At 34.9% G+C, this 25,986-nt stretch carries 38 protein-coding genes; all 38 read left to right on the forward strand.

Annotated features, from left to right (window positions below; all coding sequences use genetic code 11):
- Positions 1-3: 3 nt before the first annotated feature.
- The 38 genes from D9780_RS05395 (at position 4) to D9780_RS05555 (ending at position 25,974) form a co-directional block, all read left to right on the forward strand.
- Positions 4-1,038, forward strand: coding sequence for a hypothetical protein (locus D9780_RS05395; protein ID WP_121639519.1), 1,035 nt, complete (start codon positions 4-6; stop codon positions 1,036-1,038).
- A 33-nt stretch (positions 1,039-1,071) separates the two neighbouring features.
- Positions 1,072-1,545: a single-stranded DNA-binding protein gene (gene ssb, locus D9780_RS05400; protein ID WP_121639520.1), complete on the forward strand. Its 474-nt coding sequence runs from the start codon at positions 1,072-1,074 to the stop codon at positions 1,543-1,545.
- A gap of 141 nt (positions 1,546-1,686) precedes the next feature.
- Entirely contained in the window at positions 1,687-2,088 is a 402-nt protein-coding gene (locus D9780_RS05405) for a hypothetical protein (RefSeq protein ID WP_121639521.1), read from the forward strand.
- 57 nt (positions 2,089-2,145) lie between these two features.
- Positions 2,146-3,075, forward strand: coding sequence for a YopX family protein (locus D9780_RS05410; protein ID WP_121639522.1), 930 nt, complete (start codon positions 2,146-2,148; stop codon positions 3,073-3,075).
- 113 nt (positions 3,076-3,188) lie between these two features.
- Positions 3,189-3,440, forward strand: coding sequence for a hypothetical protein (locus D9780_RS05415; protein WP_121639523.1), 252 nt, complete (start codon positions 3,189-3,191; stop codon positions 3,438-3,440).
- Complete coding sequence (locus D9780_RS05420; RefSeq protein WP_116279732.1) at positions 3,437-3,730, forward strand: hypothetical protein; 294 nt, start codon at positions 3,437-3,439, stop codon at positions 3,728-3,730. Before D9780_RS05415 ends, D9780_RS05420 begins: the two co-directional genes overlap by 4 nt.
- An 81-nt stretch (positions 3,731-3,811) precedes the next feature.
- Positions 3,812-4,237 carry a hypothetical protein gene (locus D9780_RS05425; RefSeq protein ID WP_121639524.1) on the forward strand — a complete coding sequence of 142 codons (426 nt, stop codon included), beginning with the start codon at positions 3,812-3,814 and terminating at the stop codon, positions 4,235-4,237.
- Between the two features lie 171 nt (positions 4,238-4,408).
- Positions 4,409-4,615, forward strand: coding sequence for a hypothetical protein (locus D9780_RS05430; RefSeq protein WP_121639525.1), 207 nt, complete (start codon positions 4,409-4,411; stop codon positions 4,613-4,615).
- Positions 4,616-4,734: 119 nt separating this feature from the next.
- Positions 4,735-5,217, forward strand: a complete 483-nt coding sequence (locus tag D9780_RS05435) for an ArpU family phage packaging/lysis transcriptional regulator (protein ID WP_121639526.1) — start codon at positions 4,735-4,737, stop codon at positions 5,215-5,217.
- A 287-nt stretch (positions 5,218-5,504) separates the two neighbouring features.
- Positions 5,505-6,479, forward strand: a complete 975-nt coding sequence (locus tag D9780_RS20990) for a hypothetical protein (RefSeq protein ID WP_162985791.1) — start codon at positions 5,505-5,507, stop codon at positions 6,477-6,479.
- Between the two features lie 118 nt (positions 6,480-6,597).
- On the forward strand, positions 6,598-7,632 hold the full coding sequence (locus tag D9780_RS05445) for an LPXTG cell wall anchor domain-containing protein (protein ID WP_121639528.1): 1,035 nt from the start codon (positions 6,598-6,600) through the stop codon (positions 7,630-7,632).
- 789 nt (positions 7,633-8,421) lie between these two features.
- The gene (locus D9780_RS05450; RefSeq protein WP_121639529.1) at positions 8,422-8,682 is read left to right on the forward strand and encodes a hypothetical protein; all 261 of its coding nucleotides are present in this window, start codon (positions 8,422-8,424) and stop codon (positions 8,680-8,682) included.
- A gap of 108 nt (positions 8,683-8,790) precedes the next feature.
- Positions 8,791-8,958: a hypothetical protein gene (locus D9780_RS20995; RefSeq protein ID WP_162985792.1), complete on the forward strand. Its 168-nt coding sequence runs from the start codon at positions 8,791-8,793 to the stop codon at positions 8,956-8,958.
- Positions 8,951-9,604: a Fic/DOC family protein gene (locus D9780_RS05455; RefSeq protein WP_116278816.1), complete on the forward strand. Its 654-nt coding sequence runs from the start codon at positions 8,951-8,953 to the stop codon at positions 9,602-9,604. Before D9780_RS20995 ends, D9780_RS05455 begins: the two co-directional genes overlap by 8 nt.
- Before the next feature lie 314 nt (positions 9,605-9,918).
- Positions 9,919-12,708: a hypothetical protein gene (locus D9780_RS05460; RefSeq protein ID WP_162985793.1), complete on the forward strand. Its 2,790-nt coding sequence runs from the start codon at positions 9,919-9,921 to the stop codon at positions 12,706-12,708.
- A 69-nt stretch (positions 12,709-12,777) separates the two neighbouring features.
- Positions 12,778-13,092: a hypothetical protein gene (locus tag D9780_RS05465; RefSeq protein WP_121639531.1), complete on the forward strand. Its 315-nt coding sequence runs from the start codon at positions 12,778-12,780 to the stop codon at positions 13,090-13,092.
- Positions 13,093-13,097: 5 nt separating this feature from the next.
- Positions 13,098-13,886, forward strand: a complete 789-nt coding sequence (locus tag D9780_RS05470; protein WP_121639532.1) for a DUF6710 family protein — start codon at positions 13,098-13,100, stop codon at positions 13,884-13,886.
- Positions 13,887-14,332: 446 nt separating this feature from the next.
- Positions 14,333-14,503 carry a hypothetical protein gene (locus D9780_RS21000; RefSeq protein WP_162985794.1) on the forward strand — a complete coding sequence of 57 codons (171 nt, stop codon included), beginning with the start codon at positions 14,333-14,335 and terminating at the stop codon, positions 14,501-14,503.
- A gap of 132 nt (positions 14,504-14,635) precedes the next feature.
- Positions 14,636-14,803 (forward strand): hypothetical protein, encoded by a 168-nt coding sequence (locus D9780_RS21005; RefSeq protein WP_162985795.1) that lies wholly within the window; start codon positions 14,636-14,638, stop codon positions 14,801-14,803.
- Between the two features lie 41 nt (positions 14,804-14,844).
- On the forward strand, positions 14,845-15,012 hold the full coding sequence (locus D9780_RS21010; RefSeq protein ID WP_162985795.1) for a hypothetical protein: 168 nt from the start codon (positions 14,845-14,847) through the stop codon (positions 15,010-15,012).
- A 46-nt stretch (positions 15,013-15,058) separates the two neighbouring features.
- Positions 15,059-15,304 carry a hypothetical protein gene (locus D9780_RS05475; RefSeq protein WP_258871884.1) on the forward strand — a complete coding sequence of 82 codons (246 nt, stop codon included), beginning with the start codon at positions 15,059-15,061 and terminating at the stop codon, positions 15,302-15,304.
- Positions 15,305-15,307: 3 nt separating this feature from the next.
- The gene (locus tag D9780_RS05480; RefSeq protein ID WP_121639533.1) at positions 15,308-15,541 is read left to right on the forward strand and encodes a pilin; all 234 of its coding nucleotides are present in this window, start codon (positions 15,308-15,310) and stop codon (positions 15,539-15,541) included.
- An 18-nt stretch (positions 15,542-15,559) separates the two neighbouring features.
- Positions 15,560-15,988: a hypothetical protein gene (locus tag D9780_RS05485; protein ID WP_121639534.1), complete on the forward strand. Its 429-nt coding sequence runs from the start codon at positions 15,560-15,562 to the stop codon at positions 15,986-15,988.
- Between the two features lie 59 nt (positions 15,989-16,047).
- On the forward strand, positions 16,048-16,992 hold the full coding sequence (locus tag D9780_RS05490) for a hypothetical protein (RefSeq protein ID WP_121639535.1): 945 nt from the start codon (positions 16,048-16,050) through the stop codon (positions 16,990-16,992).
- Complete coding sequence (locus D9780_RS05495; protein WP_240458783.1) at positions 16,961-18,001, forward strand: toprim domain-containing protein; 1,041 nt, start codon at positions 16,961-16,963, stop codon at positions 17,999-18,001. Before D9780_RS05490 ends, D9780_RS05495 begins: the two co-directional genes overlap by 32 nt.
- Positions 18,002-18,027: 26 nt before the next feature.
- The gene (locus D9780_RS05500; RefSeq protein WP_121639537.1) at positions 18,028-18,444 is read left to right on the forward strand and encodes a hypothetical protein; all 417 of its coding nucleotides are present in this window, start codon (positions 18,028-18,030) and stop codon (positions 18,442-18,444) included.
- Between the two features lie 16 nt (positions 18,445-18,460).
- Entirely contained in the window at positions 18,461-18,721 is a 261-nt protein-coding gene (locus tag D9780_RS05505) for a hypothetical protein (RefSeq protein ID WP_121639538.1), read from the forward strand.
- A gap of 15 nt (positions 18,722-18,736) precedes the next feature.
- Positions 18,737-19,093 (forward strand): hypothetical protein, encoded by a 357-nt coding sequence (locus tag D9780_RS05510; RefSeq protein WP_121639539.1) that lies wholly within the window; start codon positions 18,737-18,739, stop codon positions 19,091-19,093.
- Between the two features lie 61 nt (positions 19,094-19,154).
- The gene (locus tag D9780_RS05515) at positions 19,155-19,448 is read left to right on the forward strand and encodes a hypothetical protein (RefSeq protein ID WP_121639540.1); all 294 of its coding nucleotides are present in this window, start codon (positions 19,155-19,157) and stop codon (positions 19,446-19,448) included.
- 49 nt (positions 19,449-19,497) lie between these two features.
- Positions 19,498-19,707: a hypothetical protein gene (locus D9780_RS05520; protein WP_121639541.1), complete on the forward strand. Its 210-nt coding sequence runs from the start codon at positions 19,498-19,500 to the stop codon at positions 19,705-19,707.
- Between the two features lie 29 nt (positions 19,708-19,736).
- Positions 19,737-19,892: a hypothetical protein gene (locus D9780_RS21015; RefSeq protein ID WP_162985796.1), complete on the forward strand. Its 156-nt coding sequence runs from the start codon at positions 19,737-19,739 to the stop codon at positions 19,890-19,892.
- Entirely contained in the window at positions 19,850-20,143 is a 294-nt protein-coding gene (locus tag D9780_RS05525) for a hypothetical protein (protein WP_240458819.1), read from the forward strand. Before D9780_RS21015 ends, D9780_RS05525 begins: the two co-directional genes overlap by 43 nt.
- Positions 20,144-20,198: 55 nt before the next feature.
- Positions 20,199-22,427, forward strand: coding sequence for a VirD4-like conjugal transfer protein, CD1115 family (locus tag D9780_RS05530; protein ID WP_121639543.1), 2,229 nt, complete (start codon positions 20,199-20,201; stop codon positions 22,425-22,427).
- A complete protein-coding gene (locus D9780_RS05535) occupies positions 22,424-23,125 on the forward strand; it encodes a flagellar assembly protein FlaJ (protein ID WP_121639544.1) in 702 nt (233 codons plus the stop codon). Before D9780_RS05530 ends, D9780_RS05535 begins: the two co-directional genes overlap by 4 nt.
- 37 nt (positions 23,126-23,162) lie before the next feature.
- Positions 23,163-23,402: a YdbC family protein gene (locus tag D9780_RS05540; RefSeq protein ID WP_121639545.1), complete on the forward strand. Its 240-nt coding sequence runs from the start codon at positions 23,163-23,165 to the stop codon at positions 23,400-23,402.
- Positions 23,403-23,418: 16 nt separating this feature from the next.
- Positions 23,419-24,525 (forward strand): CpaF/VirB11 family protein, encoded by a 1,107-nt coding sequence (locus tag D9780_RS05545; RefSeq protein ID WP_162985797.1) that lies wholly within the window; start codon positions 23,419-23,421, stop codon positions 24,523-24,525.
- 123 nt (positions 24,526-24,648) lie between these two features.
- Positions 24,649-25,392, forward strand: a complete 744-nt coding sequence (locus tag D9780_RS05550; RefSeq protein WP_121639547.1) for a type II secretion system F family protein — start codon at positions 24,649-24,651, stop codon at positions 25,390-25,392.
- A gap of 48 nt (positions 25,393-25,440) precedes the next feature.
- A complete protein-coding gene (locus tag D9780_RS05555; RefSeq protein ID WP_121639548.1) occupies positions 25,441-25,974 on the forward strand; it encodes a hypothetical protein in 534 nt (177 codons plus the stop codon).
- Positions 25,975-25,986 lie beyond the last annotated feature (12 nt).

Here is a 25,986-nt window from a genome sequence, read left to right on the forward strand (position 1 = left end):
CAAATGGCTGGCGGAAACATTAAAAAATATAGACGTAAAGGCTATGAATCTTTAAATAGAGAGATGTTGCAGGATACGGATAATTTGAGCTTAGAAGCTATTGGCTTACTTGCAAACCTTATATCTATGCCAGATTCCTGGGAAATTAAAAAAACGGCACTATACAAATTTTATGGAAAAAACGGTCGCCGTTCTGTGGAGAAAGCATGGAACCAACTTGTTGAGAATAATTACATAGTCCAACTAAGAAAGAGAACTGGAAGAACGTTTGAGTATATTTATTATGTTTCCCAAGAGAAATTTCAAGAAGATGATATCAAGGAAATTGAAAAAATGGAAGGTTGCAGTATTTGGGATGGAAAATTATCTACCCAACAGGAAGAAAATAGGAATTACGAGGAAGAAGCGCGCCATAATAGCGATTCTTCGACTGTACAAAACGCACAGTCCAAATTTGGATTGTACATTTTGGACAGTCCAAAATGTACAGTTAATAAATTAACTAATAATTATTTAGATACACTAGATACAAATATAGATACTAAAAACCACGATGAAAATATTACACATGAAATAAATCCAACAACGGATGAAGAAAAAGAGCAGCTGAAAAAAGCATACATGGAAAAAGGATTCTATGAAAATAGTGAGCGAGTGCCTGAAAGACTTGCAAATATGTTAAAAGCTTTTTCCGCAGATATGAACCAAGCTCAAAAATATTATGAAATTATTTTGATTGCTAAAAAACGAGTTGAAAAAGAAGTGGGCTTTGTTATTTGGCTAGAGCAAGAGCACGAACTTGAGTATCAGTTAATCAATGCTTTTAGCAGAGCAATTAGGCAAATAGAGCAACAGCAGACGGTGGAAAATGGGGACGGTTATATTTACAAAACCATCTACAACGTTTTGCTTAATGAATTATCGACAAGATCACGTAACGCAAATCAGCCAGACACTGTTTACTACGATTGGCTGGAAGAAGGGAAATCAAATGAAGTAATCCCCGAATGGTTTAAACAGCAAAAGCAGGAGCGTTAAAAATATATTGCCGAAAAATTAGGAGGTATTAGAATGACTATTAATCGTGTTGTGCTTGTAGGAAGGTTAACAAAGGATCCTGATTTACGCTATACACCAAATGGAGTGGCAGTAGCTAATTTCACCTTAGCTGTTAACCGTCCATTTTCAAATCAACAGGGAAACAAGGAAGCCGATTTTATCAAATGCGTGATATGGAGAAAGCCTGCTGAAAACTTAGCGACTTATATGCATAAAGGAAGCATGGTTGGTGTGGATGGGCGAGTGCAAACACGCCGATTTGAAGGACAAGATGGAAAAACAGTATTTGTTACTGAAGTATTAGCAGGAAGTGTTCAATTCATAGAAAGCAAAAATAACAATTCCGATAGTTTTAAAAACCGATCGCATACAAATACACCAAATTACCATGAAAAAGCCTCAAGAGGGCAAGAAAATAATTTTAACAGCTCGTTTGGAAGTAGTGGAGAGGCGATAGATGTTACGGATGACGATTTACCGTTCTGACCCCTGTCCATATGTGTAAACATTAAAGGGTATGATAAACCTTGATATATAAAGGTTTATAGGTAATTTAAACTGTGTAAGAAATATGTGCGTTAAAAAATATGAATATAAAACTGCCGTAAGCAGTTAGGAGGCGTAAAAATGGAAAGACAAAAAGTATTAAATGTTTTAAACAAACTAGAAGTAATTGAAACTAATGGTGGTGATAGCGCTTATATGCTCGTAGAAAATAACGAAGAAAACCAAGAACTATTAAAAGAAGCTGGTATTCCTTTAGAAACAGCATTGAAATATGGCGATGAAGAAACGTTTTGTATTCTTGCTTTGGCTTATTGCGAAGGATATGCAGATTTATATGACGGCAACAAATTATTGGCTTTTGAAGAAAAGTTTGAAATGGAATTAGGGGAGGGACAAAACATTATTCTTTATAAAAATAATAACGAACACTTTATAGCTATTTCTAAAGACGATGGACGTTGTTGGATAGAGAAGTTATCTAAGCAACATTTATATGAAATAAATACAGTTTTAAAAAAATAAAACTAACTTCTACTGACGATGTTACATTATTAACAGTGGGTGTAGGAGGTATAAATAATGAATTTATTAGTTAAAAAATTAAACAACGACGCAATTATACCTACAAAAGCGCATGAAACTGATTCTGGATTTGATTTATATGCGAATGAAGATGTGATAATCGAACCGGGGGAAACAGCAGTAGTTCCTACAGGTGTATCTTTACAACTACCAGAAGGATTTGAAGCGCAGATAAGACCGTTTAGGGACATTACAGCTAAGACAAAACTACGAGTGCAATTAGGTACGGTGGATAACGGTTATGCTGGCGAGGTTAAGGTAATTGTCGATAATATCGCACCTTGCGAGGAATATGAAGATTTCAAAATGACGGCTGCTAGATTCATCACAGGCGGTTATGATGCAATTTCTAAATTTGATGAAGTTATGGAAGGTGGATATGTAATCCGCAAAGGTGAAAAAATTGCACAGTTAGTAGTCCAACAAGTACCAAATGTGAAAGCAATCGAAGTGGAAAAAGTTGAAGAAGGTAAGATGGATATTTTGAAATGCAATATTTATAATGAGGAAACTCTAAAATCAAGCATAATCGAGAAAAGAGCTGTGTGGAAACAAAAAATTAGGTATATCATGAAACACAAACCTACTGGAAATATACATGTTGTCCATTACTTTTTAGCTCAAATCGAAAGGAAACCTTTAAAAGATTTATCTATCGTCTTTTCTAATGAACATGAGTTAGTTTCTAGTGATCAATACATCGGGTTGAATGATAAAAACGATGAGGAAATATATGGTGGGGACGTACTTGAAAATCCTAATGGAATTAGAGCAAGAATCGTTTATCATCCTGAATATGCTGCCTATTTAGCATGTTATGTATTAAAGGGGGATTTTAAGTTTGAATACTTAGATAAATTGATAATATCACGTTGCAAAATCATTGGAAACATCTATGAGAATTCTGGATTATTAGAGAATGCTTAATGCATCTTATAGATTTCCGTGGCTAGGAGTCAAAGCTACAAAATTCACTTTATGCAAACAGTTGCAAGGTAAATATTGACCATTTTAAATCAAAAAAAGTGAGGAGAGATTATATGCAACAATTAAGTTTGTTTGATCAAAATAGAGAAGTTATACCTCAACATGTTGTATCTCCATTAGAGTCAACAAAAAACAAAAATTCTAAAGCTTTTAAAGAGGAAAAAGAAGTCTGGAGAAGGTACGTGACGGCTGTTCAACAGTCATACAATTGCTCTTGGTTTCAAGCAAGAAGGATGGTTATGGATCATCGAGATACTCAAATTCCAATTGATTTACGAAATGTAAATGCGGGAGGTAAAAAATGACTAATAAAGATATGAAATATCTTCGTTTATTGTTTATTTTTGTTCTGTGTGCAGTAATTATGTACTGGTCGTTGAATGGGTTTTCGATTGCTACTGGTTTAATACACGACTTACTGATTGGAGTTTCGTTCTTTATTTTACTTGTAGCGAATTGTTTTGCAGGAATACTTGCTTTTAATAAGAAACATAAAGAGGTTGCTAATAGAATTACTTTATTTAGTATGGGGACGTTTATTATGCTTTGTCTTACGCTTATTATTTTTCCTACGATAATTTTTGAGGTTATTTAATTAATTTGTGCAGAAAGTATCCAACTTCAAGCTTGATTTAATTATTAAAAAAACGAGAAGTTAAGAAGGGTGAGGCTTTCAATGAACGATTTACCAGATAAAGTTGTCCATATGGATCAGGTACGGATAAACAGAGGAATTACGAAGGCTTGTAGATGCCAGAAAAAGAAATATGTTTTGGATACAACGAATAGGAGAGTCCATTGCAGTAGCTGCGGAGCAATAATTGATCCATTTGAAGCGATGAGAGAAATGGCGTTACATTGGGAACGCGTGAACGAACAAATCGATCTTTTATTAAAGCAACGAAAGCAAATACAAAACTACAAACCTTGGCTTATCACGATTCGAAACCTAGAAAAACAGTACCGTGGAAAAAAGATGTTGCCAAATTGTCCGAGGTGTAGTGAACCGTTTTTCTTAGAAGAGCTAAACCACTGGTCAGGAAGAAGTTTTGCAGAAGCTCGGATAAAAAAGTGGAGGCAAGAGCATGGAGAAGATAGTTGAAAAGGTAGTAGGTGAAATATGTTGGAACCAAGAAATTTCTATATCGATGTAGTTGCATTAGGTGTCTTGCTTTTCCTTAGTATTTTATTAGGAGCATCCTTGTAAAGGAGCAGAAGTTTAGAGATCTATATAGTAAATCCAATTAAAGTGATGGAAAAAGGTGGATTAAAGTTGTTGAAGCTACAATTTAACAAAAAAAGTTTTAATAAAACAGGTAATGTAGTAGTAAAAAAAGTGCCAACATTAAATGCGACATACTGCCTTCTCTTAGGCTTAGAGCATGATATTGCATTTGGCTTAAACTTACCGTACCCAGAGCAGCAATATTTACTAGATAGAGTAACAGCCATTAAAGAACAGTTATTGGAGGGGAAATAGATGAAGAATGGTAGATGTGTAGAATGCAAGAGAGTTGTGGGAGAAAAGAAGTTTCTATGCGACATTTGCTCCAAAAAATTGCTTGAGAAGAAAATTGATTCTATGTAAAGGGGATTTTTATGCAATTAGCCTTTAACCTCTATTATGAAAAATTAAATAAAATCCTAACAGAAGAAGAGTTAGACCAGTTGTTTAAAGATGAACAACAATTCTTCATTGACTATGTTGAAAAGTATTGGCTTAACCGATACTTTAGAATGAAATCGATGTCTAAGAAAACACATGTACCTAGTATTACAGCTACAATATCAGATATGCCAAAAAGTAAGACAAATGAATTTGTAAGCAAAACAGAAAATTATGCTTTAAAGTCTATTGAAGCTGCAGAGTGGATAGACACGTTAGAAACAGAAGTGAATAATTTGCCAAGAGATTACAGCAAGTTAATTCGATTGAAATATTTGCAGAGGCGGGGAGATGGACAGACATATGAAGATGAGGTTATTTATCCAAAATTGAATATTTCACGAGCCAAATATTATCAAATGAAGAAAAAAGCATTAGAAGAGCTAGGAAGAGCATTGTTTGGTCATGAATTTTAATTAAATAATTTATGAAATCTAAAAATGCGCTTTAAACTTTGCTTGAATTAGACGATGTAAGAAGCAAACTGTTTAATTTTCTTAATGTTTCCAAGGGGTGGTTAGAAATGATTATAAATTTTATTAAGACAATTTGGTTCGTTTCATTAGGTCTATTGACTTTTGCTTTCATAGGTATACTTCTTTTGCAAGGTATAAATTTGCTGTTGCATACCGACTTTATGACCGATTTTCTCACTTCTGATTTGAGTGATAGTCTCTAAAAGTAACCTAAAAGGGGAGTAAAAATGAAGAAATTTACTTTAATTATAACAGCGTTATTTTTAATGGGAAACATGTTGTTTGCACCGAGTATTAGCTACGCAGATAGAAGTTGCTCCATCACAATAGATGCTAACAAACACGACTATTTTAATCAGGCATTACCGACACCTGGGTGCGAATTTTCGGATGTGACGGGTTACTGGAATAATGATGGAGCACAGTTGTTAGGATCACATTCTAAAACAGTTGTTAACGGTGAAATTGTTGAATTATCTATTGGAGAAACGGTAAAAGTAACTGTTATTCCGCCTGAAAAGCCAAAACCAACTCCGAAACCGAAGCCTAAACCTAAACCAAAGCCTAAGCCAAAACCGACACCAAAGCCAGAAGTCAAGCCGGCAAAGCCTAAACCAGATCCAAAACCAAAATCCAAGCCAAGACAGGAGTCTCAACCAAAACAAGAGCAAAAACAAAGCCCTAGCAAACCTAATAAAAAAATAGAGAAAGCTAAGCCTAAAAAAGAAGAAACGGCTTCTTCGTCAAAAACTCAGCCAAAAAACGAGGGGAAAAACAAGTTTGCTTCAAGTGCCGAACCTAGAAGTAGTGAAAGAGAAAATAGTAATAATAAGCTAAGATTTAGCGAAATTAAAGGAAAAGATCCTGTAGTTACTCAAAAGAACGGTAAATATATTGCTACATACAAAGACGATAAAGGCAGAACAGTAGAAAAAGAAGTTTCAAAGGAAACAGCTCAAAAAATCGGAAAAGAAGCAAATAAAAAACCTGAAGAATCTAGTAAGAAAGATAAGGACAATAAGGACAAAAATGATAGTAAAGACGTCGAGAAAGTGATAGATAATAAAGGCAAAGTTTCAAGTGAAAAGGAAAAAGAACCAGGAAATACTAAAGTTTTATTAATAGCTATCATGGCTTTAATTGTTGTAGGTACAATCACGGGCATTATTGTTTATAAGCGTAAGAAAAAAGTCAATGAATAGGTTTTAGAAGATTTCAAAAAAGGAGATAAATCTCTTGACTATTAACTAATAATTTACATATTATGTTAGTAGCCTAGAGTTTATTATAAAAATATTTCTAATTTTAGGGGGAGTAGAAATGAAAAAAACAATTGTAACTGTAGCTGCATTAGGTTTAGCCATAAGTAATATATTCGTTCCTAATGCCCATGCAGAAGAAGCGAGTTGCTCTATTACAATAGATGCTAACAAACACGACTATTTTAATCAGGCATTACCGACACCTGGGTGCGAATTTTCGGATGTGACGGGTTACTGGAATAATGATGGAGCACAGTTGTTAGGATCACATTCTAAAACAGTTGTTAACGGTGAAATTGTTGAATTATCTATTGGAGAAACAGTGAAAGTAACTGTTATTCCTCCTAAGGAAGAACAACCAGGCGACGATGATGGACAACCAACAGATCCACAACAACCAGGTGATGGGGAAGAAACACCAGAAGAACCAGAACAACCAGGTGATGGAGAAGAAACACCAGAAGCACCTGAGCAACCAGGTAACGGAGAAGAAACACCAGAAGCGCCAGAACAACCAGGTGATGGAGAAGAAACACCAGAAGCACCTGAGCAACCAGGTAACGGAGAAGAAACACCAGAAGCGCCAGAGCAACCAGGAAATGAAGAGGAAACACCAGAAGCGCCAGAGCAACCAGGTGATGGAGAAGAAACACCAGAAGCGCCAGAACAACCAGGAAATGAAGAAGAAACACCAGAAGCGCCAGAACAACCAGGAAATGAAGAAGAAACACCAGAAGCGCCAGAACAACCAGGTGATGGAGAAGAAACACCAGAAGCGCCAGAACAACCAGGAAATGAAGAAGAAACACCAGAAGCGCCAGAACAACCAGGTGATGGGGAAGAAACACCAGAAGCACCAGAACAACCAGGAAATGAAGAAGAAACACCAGAACAGCCAGGCAATACGGATGTCACTTCTACAAATACAGTAGGTAAAGATAATACGTCAAAGCCTGCTATTTCAGAGAAAAAAGAAGGGAAGATGTTACCGAACACGGCTACTAATTCTTTTAATATCTTATTAGTAGGCACAACTACATTACTTATCGGTATCGGTTCATTCTTTCTACTTAGAAGAAAAAAAGAAGTTTAATAGATAAAAAGAGAGCTTAAAACTAGCTCTCTTTTTATCATAATAGGCTTTTTCTATAGGTTATATTTGATTAGTCAAAAATTTAGTAGATTTCCATACCTACAATGTTACAATATCCCTAAGTGTATAAGGCTTTCATGGGTGGTGGCTCATTCCCGTTTTATGGGGGGTGAAGCCTATGTGAGTTTTCGAAAGTTTGGTCTTAATGATCTCTTTCGCTTCACAGATCGTTGCTATTTTGTCACAAAAAAAAGTAACCACCCAAGCCTGGCAAGCATTAGGTGATTACTTTTTATCTTATGCGAGCTGCCCCCTTGAAGGGCTATTGCACTAAACCGTTTGGCGCTACTACGTCAAACGGTTTTTTTATTGTATGTCTTTCTACATATAGTATACCCGAATTTCAATAAAATGAAAACAGGTTTGTCATTTTGCATTAAAACAACATTTATTGTAATAATGCATTTCGTACAAATGTCTTTTAAAAGGATATAAAGGATGCTTGTAGAAGTAATATTCAAGTGGAAATTAAAACAAATACACAAAGTTGTTGACTAATCACGTGAAAACAGTTGACTTTCCCTCGATTTATGAGATAATAGGATTATAAGTTCACAACGTTGTGAACTAAAATGAATGGAGTGATACATGATGGAAATAAAAAGATTAAATGCTGATTTTGGTAATTCAACAAATAATTTTTTAAACCGACCGCAAGGACTATCATTTTAGTTGCACTAGAGATTTTAAGCTTAAATGAAATGAAATTAAACAAGGATAGGATATGTTATGGCCAAAGAAAAGAAGAGACTAACGTTAACAGGCAATAAGATGCCTGAGGAAGTTTATAAAAAATTAGAAGAGTTAGGATCTACAAGAAGGCTCACGCCGTACATTGTGAGCCTTATTGAAAAAGAAGAGCATACAAATAAACTCATCGAAAGTTTAAGCTCTGTTGCAGAAAGAATGGAAGACATTGAGCACAAGGTTGATCATATATTTGAGGCAATATCTTCTGGTAATATAGATATTTATAAAGGACATTCATAAGAAGAAGAGCCAGAAGAAATCGTTCAAGGTGACATTGATGTATCCGATAAAATAATTGGAGGCATTGAGGAAGAAATTGAGGATATAGATTTTTAAGGGGGATTTTGTATGAATGAAAACAGAATGAAAAAAGGCTTGCTATATGCAAAGAAAACTTTAGAAATTGAAAACCTAAAGGTAAGCGAAGAACAGACTAATTTAGTCAAACAAAGCTTAAAAGGTGAAATTTCTCACGATCAATTTCTTAAAAAGGCTTTGAAGTTAGCAAATGGATAAATATAATACACAATCAAAGTACTGTTATGAAGGTACAGACATTTTAATAAATAAATTTGATCTTAAAGATAAAAAGGCATTAGAAAACCTAGAAACAACACTGACTTATGAGAGATTAACAATGCTTTATGATCAGCCAATACATGGAGCATTTGGTTTAAAACATTTGCAAAAAATTCATAAATTCATTTTCCAAGATATATATCCATTTGCTGGCGAATTACGAGATGAACAAATTCAAAAAGGGAATACACCTTTTGCTCATCCAATGTTTCTTTCTAACTATGCCAGTGATATATTTCGGCAGTTAAAAAGTGATAAACATTTAAAAGGATTAGAGTATCATGGATTTGTGGAAAAGATGTCATATTATTTCGCAGAAGTAAATATGCTTCATCCTTTCCGAGAAGGAAATGGACGAACACAGAGAGAGTTTTTCAGAGTTTTAGCATTAAAAAATGGATATGAACTTGATTGGTCTAATGTAGATTCAGAATCCATGATAAAAGCATCTATTCAGTCTGTTAAAGACTCAAATTCCTTTAATGAAATATTTGATAACGCAATTGTTAATAAACAACCAGACCAAACTTTAATTAATGAATACAAGTCTTTAAAAATAAAAGATAATGAATTAGAGATTTAAAGAATAAAACACACCAGTCAATGAATAAGAGCCTCGTCATGAGACTCTTATTTTTTATGTTTATCTAACTTATTAGATTTCACAAAATTAGAGAACTGAGAGAATACTTCTTCCACATCAGATATGTCCAACTGGTAAAGATCAAAATACTTTTCGAATACTTTTGGCATACTTTTTTTATACTTTTTTTGTACGATTTTAGCTAAAATCCGTGTTACATTATTAGTATCAAACAAATGTCCATATACGTTGTGAGGAGCGCTTCATGTATGAAATGGAGCGCTTTTTGCTTTGTAAAAATAAGGAGGGGTTAATTGTTGTGGAGATTACAATTGAATAAAATGCTTGCTTTCGTGCTTTTTTCTATCTTTACTGCCTGCGTGTTTTTTAATGAACCTATTCATGCACAATCGATACCCGATGGAGGAGAGATGTGGTCGGAGGGATATAGACCGTATCAAGATGCTAGTGATGTTCATCATACGGTGAAAAGCATGTGGGATAATGGAAAATACAAACCAGATTCAAAAAATGGAAAATTGACACTAGTTAGAGGAGGGAAAAACACATTTAAGTACAGTGAATTTAGAGGAGAAAAGTTGATTTATGATATTTATTCTGGTGCCACCAATCAAAGCAAAAAGAGATTGTGGAGAGTTGTAACTAGCGGAGGAAAACCATATTTCACTTTTGATGGTTGGTCAGTTAATTTTGGTTATCATCATCATACAAAAAATAATCAGGCTACTTACATTGGACTAATTAATAAAAACAACCCAACAGAGAAACGTATCTACAAAACGAGAATGCTAGGAAACACAAATGCGAATCCTGATTTGCGAGATGCGTCCTTAAAAACATGTGGAAAAAACGCATTTAAGAAAAAAGCCGATAAGAATTTAAGTAGCAGTTGTAATATGGATTATCAATATACGCAATTTCGGGCTTATATTCCACTAGAAGATTTGTTTCAAGGGCAAAGTTACGATAAAGAATGGGAAATGTACCTGATCAAGCGTGTAGAAAATCAAATTGTGTATGATGAATTGATCCTGCCATATGAAACGAAATCTTATCAATGGGGGAATCAAGGCAAAGTAACGATGCAGAGCGGTTTGGATAATGACAAGCTCACCATGACGGTAGATAATGCTATAAAGAGAAAATCGCCACGGGGTGGTGGAAATGGTTGGACTCTTGGTTATTTCGTTCCAGGTGAAACGTATACGACAACAGGATTCAATGAGTCAGAAGGTGTAGCTAATTGGTATGGAGTTAAGGACACCCAAAAGGGATTTGGTTCCTACAGACCGCCATACTATAAACCTACGTATAAAAACCGTTGGACGGCTTCAACATATTGGGATTTCAGAGGAAGTATAGCTACATTATCATTAGAAAAGACGCATGTGCATCTTCGTATTCAACATATAGATGCTACGACGCAAAATTTATTAAAAGAAGAAAAAGAAGTAGTAAGAGCCAATAAGAAATATTCTTTCTACCCTAAGAAAAATGGGTACTTTAAAGATAAAGATGGAAACCCATATATAGCGACTCCTGAAGGTCAGATGTTTAATGAAGTTGTAAAACACGATCAAACAATTAGATTTTATTATAAAGCTGATCTACCTGATCCATCTAAAGATGTTGAAATGCCGAAAACAACTGATGGCAAGGTCGATGGAAAATCCTTTTGGGAGCTACGCCGTTTAAAAGATAACCAGCCTAGCCAAGTGTATGCCGAAATGAATTTCACACCTAGTGGCAAGCATTATGCGATTAGAAACATGAAGCATTCTTTGGTATTACCTGGTTATGAAAAAGAAGAGAAGGAAGATCCAATTGCTCTACTAGCTGATGCAAAAAGTGTGAAAGATAAAACTTTGAAATACAATTTTGCATATGAGTACACGAATACGTATCGAGAAAATTACAAATGTGTAGAAAAACAAGGCTCTCATTGTTTTAAATGGGAATTTGATAAATACACACCTGTTTGGGATAAAGGAAAAAAATTCAAGCTATCTGAGACCCTTCAAGGTGAGAAAGAAGCCGTATCTATTAAATTAGACCATCGATATGGGGAAACCATTAAAAAAGATGCGGTAGAGGATATAATAAAAGAAGCTCCAATCATTGGACGAAGTGATTCTTTTGCAGACAACAAGCGAAAAAGTGAAGTTTATCGGGAACGGTTTAAAAAGCTAACTGATCGTATGAAGGCTAAAAATAAACTGAAAACACAAACTGCCCTTCCAGTTACACCAGATCGATTGGAGTATACATTGGAACTTCCATCCAATGAGCATGAAAAGAAGAATTTCAATGTATTACAAAAAGGGCTTATCAACGGTCACTATTTCCCTGTGGATATAGATAAAAGCTTACAAGAAGATTTCACAAATCACACGAAGTATGAATCACTAGGAGACTATGCTTTCTTCTTGCAACAAGATGAAATGCAGGATAAAGGCGTTCGAGCTGGTAAAAGAAGTTACGAAATTGATTTCATTAGTGATTACTTTTTTGTTGCAAAGCATACAGGCTTTATTTCAGGTTACCCTGTTGCTTATCAACTAAACAGGCATTTGTTGTATGGAGAGGATAAACCAACAGATGATAAAGTAATCCCTTTAGCGATAAAGAAGCTAGAACAGGATTATTTGCGACAAACAAAACATGCATATCGAGACGACATTCTCTATTTGAATGGTAATAAAGTATCCGATAAGCAAAAGTTGCAACGCTATTATATCCCAATTTCGCCTGAGTCCAAACTGAAGCCGAACAAGACATATACAAATAAAATTGTGCTAGAGAATGTTGGGTTAAACGATATTACTTGGCAATATGGGCAACAATTCTCATTTGAACACTATCTGTTTGGGAGCGGACATGATGAAGCATGGTTTATAGAGCAGCCAGATCCTAGAGTTAGAAATTTTAAATCTAGTGATGTAAACACAATTACGATAAAACATGAGGATAAACAGAAAATCGTGGAACTACTGAAAGAAAGACCAGATGAAAGATTGCACAGGTTTCGTTTAGTAGATCGAGACTTTGTAGATAAGGTAAAAAAAGTAATAAAAGGATTTTAAACAAAGGCGTTTATCTCTTTAAGGGATAAGCGCTTTTTTAGTAATAAGGAATGAAACGGTGGTGAAACTTTGGAAGATAAAATTGCAACAGAATTAATTGATATGTTGGATGCAAAGGATGAAGCTGATGCTAAAAATTTAATTATAAACTTTATGCATTGTTTGAAAAAGATGGATATGGATAAAAAGTATAAATCGGATAGGATTTTGCATCTTGGATATGTACCTTACTTAGTAGGTTTAGCAGAAGAAATCCAACAAAAAAATTATAAAAAAGTAGTGGATAGGCTAAATCATATGATGATTGAGGATGCAGACTATGTGATGCAACCTAGATTTTATTTCAATCTCATTCCTATATTGGAAAAAGTAGAAAAAGGATGATAAATATGAAAAATAACTTTGTTAACCTTGATATAGGGAGGTATTCGCTATTTTTCTTGAAAAAAGAAAAAAAGCAGAGAATTATTGATGAACGCATATTAATTGCTCCCCGTGATGAATATGAGAGCTTATTCTCTCTTGTACATGGATGGCTAGAAGAACGAAACGAATTGGAAGAAAAGCTACAATTACTTCATTTTCTTTCAAGTATTGTAAAACGAGACATTCAAGTCGATTTGTTGAGCGAAGTGTATTATAAAGAAGAAGGGAAAATAACTAATCTGTTGAGGGAGGCTTTTATTCCTCTAACGTACATAGACAGTGAGGGAGAAAGACGGAGACTGGAATCCGCTGGGAAAGAACGGGTGAATTTAGATGAAGTTGTAACAATAGTAATTCCTTGGAAGCGTCCTAGAATGAGAGATGCGATTATTAATATTGCTAAAAAAGGGCTTATTTTCCATAGTAATAACCATATGCGATCTTATTTTAAGGAAATAGATATTTGCTATATAACAAGTGGTAATCATTCTATTGCTTCTGGCATTGTACAAAAATCAGGATATATAGAAGTCGATTCATATGAAATAGAGCAACTGTTTGAACATATATCAACTGATGGTGAATATTGGATAAATGCTCATACGAATGAAAGGTTAACATTTTGGGATGGTGGTGATTTTATAAAAGTGGTTGATTTTCGCATCGCTGTCCTTTATGAAATGGCGAAGATAAAGCATCAATATCAACAGGAAGCAAAAAATGTTCCTAATGCTATGAAGATTCACTACTAATTATGCTATACTTGAGGAAGCAATAGTATAAGATTTCTCAAGGGTGGTCGGCACACTCCCAATAGAAGGGGGGTGGCTGTATGACAGTTTTTGAAACTCTAATGTTCGCTGTGGCGTTTTCTAGTCTGATCGTTGCGGTACTGTCATTTAACCAAAAAAAATAAATCCACCCTTGAGCTTGCGACTCATTTAGGGTGGATTATTCTTCTCTAATGTCGATCTCCCTTGTAGGGAACTTATCTATTGCGTACCGTTAGTGTTACCAGCACTAACGGTATTTTTATTATATGAATATCTATCTATATTATACACGATTTTTTTAAAAATGAAAACAAGTTCCTAATGAAAATAAAATATGATACGAAATTTTGCGAAGTGAGGAACCGAAGTCACATAACTATATGTTGTGTGGCTTTTTTCTTTGCACAAAGAAGGAGGTGAACAGCTTGACTGATTATCTAAAACGAATTAAAGATGATTTGGATTTATTTGGCGAAGAACAAGCCATGATTACGGTAAGTCGAAAAGACTTAGAAAAACTTGTGCAATCACATGATGCAATGGCAGAGAAAATTCGAGCAAAAGAAAAGGAACAAGAGCAAGAGTTGGAACAATAAATATACTTTTATATTCGGTCACATGAATCAGTCATGTGGCTTTTTCTTTGGGAATAGTGGCTGTAAATAGGTTCGACTCCTATAATTCCCACCTTTTAATACTACAACAGGAGATGAGTAGGAGGTGAGCGCATGAGTGTCTATAAAGCGACGATCACATTGATCATTGTTGCATTAATCCTATTTGGTAGTTTTGTAGCGTTATCAACAGGTGTGTTAGACCCAATGATCGAGAAGATCGGTAGTGGTTTTAATACGATGGTAGATAATGTTTTTGGCGGTGAAGGAATGCCGAAGTAACCAGATAATGTATGTGAATACAAAAAGAAGGAGGTGAGCGCATGAGTGTCTATAAAGCGACGATTACATTAATCATTGTTGCATTAATCCTATTTGGTAGTTTTGTAGCATTATCAACAGGCGTGTTAGACCCAATGATCGAGAAGATCGGTAGTGGTTTTAATACAATGGTAGATAATGTTTTTGGCGGTGAAGGAATGCCGAAGTAGGAGGGAATGTCAATCATTCTCTCTTTATTTTTTGGAGGTGACAACGTTGGAACAAACAGAAAAACAAGAAACGGTGCAACAACAAGCTAAGTCTAGGCCAAAAAGAAAGAGTAAGCGAACCGTAACAAAGCCTCAAGGATATAAGGAATTTGAAACATTGGCTAAAGAAATTTTGGAGGCAGAAGGGGTTTCTTACTTTGAATGGCTGCATGAAAAGCACCAGGAAATCATTTTAAATTTCAATCTATCAAATCAAAAGGAAATCGCTGAACTAGCAAGGGAGGAAGAATAGCATATGGAATCCGTTATTAGTACGATTGGAAATGTTGCCGATAGTATTAAACCTGTAGCTCCAGTATTGGCGGGGTTAATTTTAATAGTTATTGGGTTGTTATGGACAACGGCAAAAGATCCAAACAAAAAGGAAATGTATACAGGTTGGATGGTAAATGTGGCAATAGGGTTTGGACTTGTATACCTAGGAACATCTATCGTTTCTTGGTTAAGCAATCAAGTTGTTGGATTCTAAAAGAAGGTAGGGTAGAACATGGAGAATGAAGGATATGTGTATTTTATTAGTTACAAACATCAGGACGGTTATGCCAATGCAGAAGTGGAAATGACAACACCAATTAATAGCATTGGTCAATTGCAAGAAATAGAACAAAAACTTCCTGAAATATTGGGAGGACAAGATATTCAAATCATCGATTACCGTTACTTAAGGCGTACAAATGAGGAGAATGAAGCGACTCATTCTCCATCTCACGTACGCTATTTTTATCTAGTGAAATATATCGTGATTAATACAGATAATAGAACTTACCAGAAAGATGAAATCTATTCGGAAGAAAAAATTAATAGTCTTGATTTCGTGCGAGGCATTGAAACTTTTCTCCAACAAGAACAAAGCAATAAGGATTTAGAATTTGTCCTACTGGCTTTTGATCTGTTGCGAGAAGAACCAATCCAATAAAGGGCTTCTAAAGAGAAGTCCTTTTTTTACTGTAAAAAACGAAGATAGGAGGGAATGTGTTGCGAGAATTAATAATTCGTTTTCGTGAAGAAGGCGGAATGTTTCGTGAAATTGATGGAGAGCGTAACTACTTCTTTTCAGAAGCCGAGGAAATTGTAAAACAGATAAGGGAAAGACTTCGAAAAGAAAAAAGAGAATCTCCACCTAAGTCGTTTGAGCTTTGGCTAGACAGTAAGAAATTGGTCGTGACCTATGTATCATTTGAACGAAAAGAGTTGCTGGAAGAACAACTGCAAGAAACAATGTTAAAACATGGTGCTTGGGAAGAAGAAAAACGACATAAATACATTAATCAATTTAAATCATACGCAGAGGAAGAAAGACAGCTGTTAGTTAGTCCTGAGTTTAAAGCTTTTGCTATTCGCTTTGACGAGTTACTAGGTCACAAACACACAACACCAGTACCGTTAATATTAAGTATAAAGCAAATTCATAAACTATTTCTAGAAGTATACCCTCATGTGACGAGTGGATTTTATTCGGAGTTAGAAGATGTCGTTTTATCTATAAAACGCTCTTACCAAGCTATTATGCATAATAAGTTAAGACACCACATGCTAGATCAAGCGCTAGTAGAAGAATGGTTTTCAAAACAAGAAAACTTGAACTGTTTTATTCAATATGTTGCTGCAGCATATCAATCTGTTCCTGAAAACCGTCTACGGGCATTGTTACCAAGGTTTAAGCTTTATCAAGAGTATGAGAATTATTTATTTCAAGAGGTTGCAAAAGTAATGGGGTTTGAATGGGCTTTTACACAACATTTAAATGTGATGGAATCCATGTACGAAAAATATCATGCCATTTTGTTCGAAGGTTTTGTATTAAAAAATGATGATATGGTGCAATCTCTTGTATTATACCCTGTCATGCAAGAAGTGAAGGCAAAAATGCAGGAAGAAGTGAATGCCGATGAACAAGCATCAGCAAATCACCTTTCGTAGTGTAGAAGAAGCATTAGAAAAGCTTAATGCTGAAGATAAAGGGCATTATTATATTTGTAATTGTCCTGAATGTCAGCAACATGAAGCTTTTATGTATAAAAATAATTTGAACTATATCCAATGTAATAGGGAGAATCACTGTGGAGAGCGTATGATCCTTCAATATCATAAGAAGCAAACGCCGAAGGAATTACAACAGTTTAAACTGAAACAAGCCTATCCGTCCTTAAACAAAGAACAAGTACAAGCATTAGATTGGGCGAAAAAAGCGTATAATCACATGCAACGGTATTTTCCGAGCAAAACTTTGGACAGTGGGTATAGAGGTTTATCTAAAGAAGTAGCTAGAGATTTTATGGTGGATTTGCAACATGAAGGGTTAGTTCAATTCATGTTTCAAAAAACAGAACCTTTACTTGGAAAAGCCTATGCAAATAATGAATGGATGTGTCAACGGAATTTAGTGTTTCCACTATATGGAGAAGATAACACGTTAGATCGCATTTTATTACGGTCGAGTATCAATCCTGACTTGGAACCAAAAGAAATACAGCTTATTATGAATCCCTCCAAAGATACGAGGGATTTTTTTATGGACATCCCTAAAAATGCCAAAACGGTAGTGGTTACAGAATCTATCCTAGATGGGTTAAGTTTTAGAGAAATGGATGCAAATGTTGGATTCATTGCCTTAACAGGAGCTTCCAAAACAAGAAAAGTAATGGACTACCTAGAAAAGTATAAAGAAGCTTTGCGAGATACTTTTTTTCTTCTGGCCATGGATGATGATGAAGCAGGATGGGAAGCAAATCAAAAGGTGGCAGGCATTTTAGAAAACGCGCGGGTAGGTCGAGATTGGAATGTGTTTTCTTACCATGAAGGTATAAAAGATCCAAATGAGTTTTTACAAGCAGATCGTGAACGCTTTAAAAAGCAGTATATAAAATCTATTGCGCCGTTTAAAACACATCAACGTAAAAGAGAGGCTGCATTAGAAATGGAGCTATGATGCTTTTACAGGAGAGGAGGGAATTCATGGCAAGTCCAGTTAAATGGTTGCTTGGTTCTGTAGCAGTGATTGTTTTAGTCCTTTCAGTAGCTTATGCTTCGTCTATGCAAAACCAAACAACACGCACTACAGCTGATATTGAAATACTAGCTGATACTGTAAGTGCAGGCGTACTAAGAGCAAAGACAGATGAGGAAGGGGAAACAAAAGGATCATATGTAGATAAAGACGAGTTAATTGCTAATTTAACGGCGGAAGTTGTTTCCGTTCAAAAAACACATCCATATGATATTACACTGGATTATCTCTTTTTAGATAGAAACGGAAAGGTAACTAAAGAGGAATCGTCCATTACTGGTATTCAGTTCAGAGTGCAATATGTAAACAAGGAAGGAGAAGTAAAGGGAACAGCAGAAAGGCGTTTAAGTATTAACCAATTGTAGGAAGGAGAAAGGTAAGATGGCTACAATAGCAAATTTTACTTTTAATAACCATGGGACAAGCGTTGATTTTCATGAACAGGAAGCATTTCCTCATTGGAAAAAATATGAGCATGATCCATTAACTAGAGAGGAATTCTTAGAAGAAGTTGCACCAGGATTTATTTCTATGGGTGCATCGGTAGTGACTGTACTCCATGATCATGAGAAAGGATTCTATTCTTATGAAGTACAGTTAAATAATATCCATGAGCTCTTGAAAAATGGCGATGTTGTTTAGAAATGGGGTGATCTTTTGGCAGAACTAAAAGGCGCTATTTTTTCAATGGCTATATTTATCGGTTTCGTTGTCCCTGTTTTTTTAACAATAGGCATTGGCAGCATTCATCAACATGCTTTTCTAAAAGTAACTACTGAAGTAGGAGAACTAGTGAAAGAGGAAGGTGGAGTAACGCATCATGTCCAAGAAGTGGTAGAAAAATTAGAAGATAGAGGGTATGCCATCACATTTAAGAATAAAGATGGAACAACAATAAGTACCAAGCAAGATTATGGAGACGAAATTCAAATAACGTATAACTATACGTATCAAGACGTAAGAGGTGACAGAACATTGGATGCGTTTGATACGGTGTTTATAAACAGGAGGTAATTCATTGACAAAGTGAAATTAGTATAATAAGATATACTATTACTTCCTAAGGAGTGGTAGTATGTTGAAAACAAGAAATGATTTTAATACTGAACAAGAGTACAGGGCTTATACAAAGACAAGCGACTTTTTGCTCAATTATTCTTGGAAAGGGAAAACAAAAGAGCAAGTCATTTATGAGATGGCACTACCTGATTATGAGCAAGATTATCTTGAAGAAGCTATGGAAAAGTTAACTAAAAAAGATGAATTTTCTGGGATGGCTTTGGATAACTTTATACTGCGTAGATTAGATGAAGATGAGGAAGAAGAAGAATTTGATCCAGATGAAGTATTGTATATAAAAAGAAAATAATGAACTTAATATGATATACTAAAGACAGTATGTAAAAGGATGTGGTTATGTGATTCGTCGTCCGAAGAAAAATCTTGAAGATATGTCTATGGAGGAATTGCAGCGAGAGTTTAGTCGGGTGAATAAAAAAGCTACATTTCGCACTCTGAAACAAGATGAAGAAGGTAGCTTTATACTAGATCCCAATAACCAACATGATCGGGAATGGTACGAAAATGATGGACACTACGATTTTCAATTAGATAAGCAATGCAAATGAAGCCAACCTTTTAATTAGGTTGGTTTTTTATGGAAAAAAGAGGTGATTATTTGCAAGAACAACAATATAAACCAGGAGAGTGTTTTATTGCTTATGTAAAATATGAAGATAAACAAGGGGGAAGAAGCGTCCTGTTGTTATTATTCATGACCAAGAAGAAAATCAATATTTCGCATGTAAAGTAACAAGTCGTGTGCAAAATAAATTAAACCAAAAATATGGGTATAAAATAAAAGATTGGAAAGCTGCGGGGTTAGATAAACCGTCTATAATTAAGTGTAATACACAAGATGTCTATAAACTTCAAGAACCAATTCATTTGTTTAAAAAAATAGGGAAACTAACGACAAGAGATTTGGAAGGTCTGTTGGTAAAACATATTAAAGTACGATTTTTTGAATATAGAAAAAGAAAAGAAAATGAATATGGCAAATAAGTTCACGCGCTATGTAAATAGGGTGTTTTTTTATATCTAAAGAAAGGGGGATATTATGCAGCTGTATGAAAAGTTATTCAATACAAAAGTGGTTGCGCTAATCATTTTGTTTGTTTTAGTCGCATCCTTTTTTATTGCCAACATGTTACTTGCTTTTCTCCAGGAGTTAGTGACGGCCATCCAATTATTCGCAGATGATCCGAATAAAGTAACTTTCTCATTTGATTGGCAGAGTATGTTTCAGTTTCAAAGCAACATGTCGGCGTATTACATTGGTTTTTACATTTTAACAGGAATCGGAATATTAAAGCTGATCTATAATGTGCAGATGAATTATAAAACGTTAAATAAAGGACAGCATGGTACAAGTGAATTTGTACAAGTTAAGGAGTTAAAAAAGCAATATAAGATTGTCCCTGCAAAGGAAAAGGAGTATAACGGAGATGGTGGAGTAGTTATTTCGGGATTGCAGGAAAAACATAAACCGTATCGGTTACTCATTGATGATTCACCTGTTCATAACCTTGTAATAGGAATTACTCGCTCAGGAAAAGGAGAAACATTTGTCTTTCCAACGTTGGATGTATTAACTCGTGCTAAAAACAAGCCTTCGTTGGTAATAAATGACCCTAAAGGGGAATTAGCTGGAGCTTCTTATGAAACATTTAAAAAGCGAGGATATAGCGTATATATTTATAATCTCATTCAACAATGGATGGGTATGGGCTCAAATCCCTTGTATTTAGTGGTAAATGCCTGGAAGGAAGGAAATAAAAGTTTAGCACAACAGTATGCAAACAGTGTATCTCATAGCCTATACCATGAACCAAATGCAAAAGATCCGTTCTGGTCTAATTCGGCAAAATCATTAGTAAATGCTATTATTTTGGCATTAACAGAAGATGCGATTGCTACAGGAAAAGAAGAAACAGTCAATATGTATTCCGTCGCTAATTTTCTCGCTACATTAGGAAGTGAAGAAGATGAGGAAGGGAATAACGCATTGGATCAATTTTTCCAATCCCGAGGTGAGAATAATCCTGCACGCATGATGTATGCAACGAGTAACTTTGCTGCTGGTAACACCAGAGCCAGTATTTTCAGTGTAGCCATGGACAAGTTACAAATTTTTACGTTAGAACCTAATGCGAAGATGACAAGTTATAACAGCGTTGACTTGACGGAAGTAGGTTTTGGTGATAAACCAGTGGCCATTTTTATGGTTACACCAGATTTCGATTCATCCAATCATGTTTTAGCGAGTATTTTCGTTAGTCAGTTATATCGTGTTAATGCAGAAAGAGCTACAATGAGTCCTGGTGGAAAAATGAAGCGCCAAGTTCATTTTATGTTAGATGAATTTGGTAATATGCCACCAATTGAAGGAATGGCTAGTATGTTAACAGTAGGTGCTGGAAGAGGTTTTCGCTATCACTTAATTGTACAATCTTATTCGCAATTAAAAGCAAAGTATGGAGACACAGATTCCGACACTATCATTGGGAACTGTTCAAATCAAATTTATATATTAACCCAGGATAAAGAAACATCGGAGCAGTTTAGTGCGTTATTAGGGACAAAAACGATTACTGATGTGAGTCGTAGTGGTAAGTTATTATCAGCTGATAAATCGCATAGCGAATCAGTAAAAGAGCGCCCTTTGTTAATGCCGGATGAATTAAGGAAGTTTAAAGAAGGACAATCCGTCGTTATTCGTGTCAATAAACGACAAGATAAAAAGCGCAGAAAAATTACGCCAAAGCCCATTTTTAATACGGGGATCACATCTTTAAAACCTCGTTGGGATTACTTGAGTGATGATTTTGATAATAGTAAATCTGTTCTAACATTACCGATTATGTCAAAAACGTACCATAACACGCTTTTGGAAAACATTGTATTTACTTCTAAAACAAAAGAAGATGCGCATGTATTTATGAAAGATGCAATGGGAGCTAATAACTTTGCACAATTGAAAACAGACCTAATTAAGATTGCTTTTGCATCGGATAAAGAATTTGGCTATTTAGAAGAAATGGACAACTGGTCATTTGTACACTTGTTAAGTTATCTCATTTTTGAATTAGAAGTAAAACCTTTTATCATCGAGAAGATCAAAGAAAGAATTGCTCATTATGTATCTGAGGAATTCTTAGAAGAATGGAAAGGTCGAAAACGAGATAAACCAAAAGGTGAATTGCAGATATCCCCAACTGATGAAGATGATGGAGATGAAAGGGAAAAATATAAAGAATATGCACTGCATGGAGGTGTTGATAATTGATGGAACTCATTCGAGAAGAACAAAGAGAGGCGTACTTGGCTTATTTTAATCGAAGCCAGAAGAAGTTTAGCCAAATGCGTTGGATTTTAGGTATTGTTTTATTTCTTTTATTTGCAATAGGAGTGTTGATTCTCCAAAAGCCAGTTTGGCTTATTGGATCTCCTGTTGCTTTTTTTATTGGCTATAAATTGCCATATCTTGATTTAATGCTAAACAAAAAGAAAAATGACTTGCTTATGTCTTTTCTATTTCCGCAGTTTTTGCAAAGTTTTATGGCGCTACAATCCTCATCAGGAAATATATATCAAACTCTGAAAGAGACGGTAAATTATACGAGTGAGCCATTAAAAAAGGAATTAGAGAAGTTAGTCAAGCGTATTGAGCAGGATAATGATCGAGAAGCTTATATGGATTTTGCAAAATATATCGGTTCATCAGAAGCTTATATGATTATGGATAAGATTTACCAGTTTAGTATTTTTGGTATAAAACCTGAGGCACTACGAGAATTACAACAATATATTCAAGGCATTCAGGAAAATAAAACAAATGAATTAATTGATTCAAGCATGACCGCCATGGAAAACTTGGGTATTCCCCCTATTTTAATTTCGTTGTTTATTGTGGTTGGATTTGCGGTAGTTATTTTTATGTACTACATGGAAGATGTTATGGATGCAATGAATGTTTTCGGATAAGAAAGATAAAAAGATTGGAGGAAGTGAGGAATGAAAGGTGAAGCAATACAAAACAGATTGGAAAATTATTAAGGAAATTGCTGTTTTACGAACAGGCCAAAATGGGTGGACAAAAGAACTTAATTATATTAGTTGGAACGGACAAAAGCCAAAATTTGATGTACGTTGGTGGTCGCCAGATAAAAAATATGTGGGCAAAGGGTTGACGTTAACACAAGATGAAATTGCCCTACTGGAAAAAGTTATTGCAACATTGCCACAACAATTAGAAGTATGAAAGGAGCACATAAATAGTGAATACAGAACAAGAAAAACGCATTCAAGATATTATTGAAAAGTCTTTTTTACGTCCGTTTTTAAAAGATGAAGGAATAACAGATATTCGCTTTAATGGTACGGAGTTGCGACTGCAACATAACCAAAATGGACGTTATAGAGCAGAACAGCAACCAACATTGAAAGAAGTACAGCGTTTAGCAAAACAAATTGCTGATGTGCAAGGTAAAGAAATAAATAATAGTGAACCAGAACTAAATACGGAGTTTGGCTATATGCGAATTAATGTCATGCATGATCGCGTCAGCCCAGATGGAATGACGATGGCAATTCGTATATCACGACCAAGACTTGCGGTTACGAATATTCAAGATTTAACGGTAAATAAACGGCAGGATGTAGAGGAACTGTTAAGAATCTTAGTTATGGCTGGTTCCAATTTGGTGATTAGTGGGCGTACTGGTTCTGGAAAAACAGAATTACAAAAACTACTCGTATCTTATATTCCTGAAAAGGACATTATTATTTTAATTGAAGATACTAGAGACAGCCATATAAAAACCTTATATCCCAAAAAAGATATAACCAGTTGGCAAACGGTGGAGTCTGATCAAATGGAAAATAATATAACCATTCAAGATTTGGTGAAAGCTGCACTGAGAAATAACCCTGATTGGGTTAATGTTGCAGAAACTCGTGGGGTGGAAGCTGCTGATATGTTAGATGCAGCTAAAACGGATCACAATATTATTACGACACTTCATGCGAAGGGAGCAATGAGTATCCCTTCTCGTTTTATTCCAATGATACGCCAATCACCAGCTTATCAGGGTATGAGTGAACAATTTATCGGACGAGAGGTTACGGAATTATTTCCGTTCGGTATTCATCTAGAAATGGATGAAGAGAACGGAAAAATAGAAAGAAGAATTAAAGAAATGGTGGAGTTTACCGATTTTACAAAAAAAGGTGCAGTAGGAACTTATTTATATAGAGAAGAAAAAAACTATAATGGATCATACCAGACAAGGGAAGTCATCAACCCTTTGTCAGAAAAAACGTTGCAATACCTGAAGAATAAACGTCTGTATCATTTATTGCCTTCTGTCTTTGTAGAAAATTAAGAAGTGGAAAAAAATTGAGACATTTGAACCTTATTTATCTTAGTAAATTAAAAAACGTTAGAACATAAATATATAAATATTTATTTCAAGCAATGTAGATGAATTGATAGGAGGTTTGTTGTTGTGAAAAAAATAGCATGGAAAGATTTGCGAGCTCTCTTTGTAGGTTGGGAGCTCTTTTTGCATATTGTCTTTTGGTTTATAGTCAATTTTGGTTTCTTCTACTTTATCTCTAAAAATGCCGTTTTCGGTATGGTAACTGGATTTTGGGGCATGGTGTTTTTTATCTATGTGTTCACCATACCGAATAAGCGTTTAAAAACGTATCAGCAACAGTTGCACGAGCTATTAAAATATATGACCAACATGAACTTTTTCTTAAAGACAGGAGAGAATGTGCTTCATGCTTTAAAGCATACTAGAGAAACTGTCAGTAGAGAGATTCAAAAAGATATAGATAAGACGATAGAACAGTTGGAGAAAGATGCGGTATTAGATACTTCTCACTTTAAAAAATATAATTTTCCTTCCCTGGATCAATTTCACCACAATTTGCTTATTAAATATAGTCGTGGTGGAGATGCAAACGATTTATTTTCACAGATTCAAAGCAATATGCTCTTTGAACTAAAGAAACGAGATGAACTATACCGAAAAAAGAAAGGTTTTGCCTTTAATGTTTACATTCTACTTTCCTTGGTGGTAGGTATGATGGTTGTTTTACGAGTTTTTGTTCCATACTTATGGGATATTTTCCTAGAGTTTCAACTTATAAGCTTAGGACTAATTGGGATGACCTACCTATTCGTGCAACTAAACTTATATTTTCTCCAAAAAAAGAAATTGGATATATCTGTAAGGTTATAAATTTGCTATAATAGTGTCGGAAAACATTATAAAGTGAGGGGTTATACATTGAGGAAGAAGTATATTGGGGTTAGTATCTTGTTGTTTTTGTTGTTCCTGTTATCAGCTTGTGGGAAGCCTGAAGAAGGAATCAATGAGTTAAGCTTGAAAGAGCTAAAGGAAAAGTTTGATAACAATGAAACGTTCATTTTAATGACTCATGCTATAGAGGATGAAGAAGTTAAAAAAAGAGAAATAAAAGAAGCTTATGATGCATCATTAGAAAGAGCAGGGTACCCAGGATTTTATGTTAGTTTACAAGGAATGGAAGAAAAAGAAATAGAGGAATTAGGAGAAACATTTAATAATCCAAAATCGAGTAGTACATGGGATCCGGATGAGGATGGTATAGTTCTTGTTGAAAATGGATCTGTTGTTGCAGATGCAGCATCTTCTTCATTAAGCCAAGACTCTATTGATATATGGGTATTAAATGAATGGATTACAGAAGATGGTGCTTTAGATAGAGATTGGTTTGACGAAGGGATTAAAGACATTCTTGAATATACGCAGTATCTTAATATTAATTTAACATCTTATTAATTGTTGAAAAGA

Source organism: Virgibacillus sp. Bac330 (genome assembly GCF_003667845.1).
Taxonomy (GTDB): domain Bacteria; phylum Bacillota; class Bacilli; order Bacillales; family Amphibacillaceae; genus Virgibacillus; species Virgibacillus chiguensis.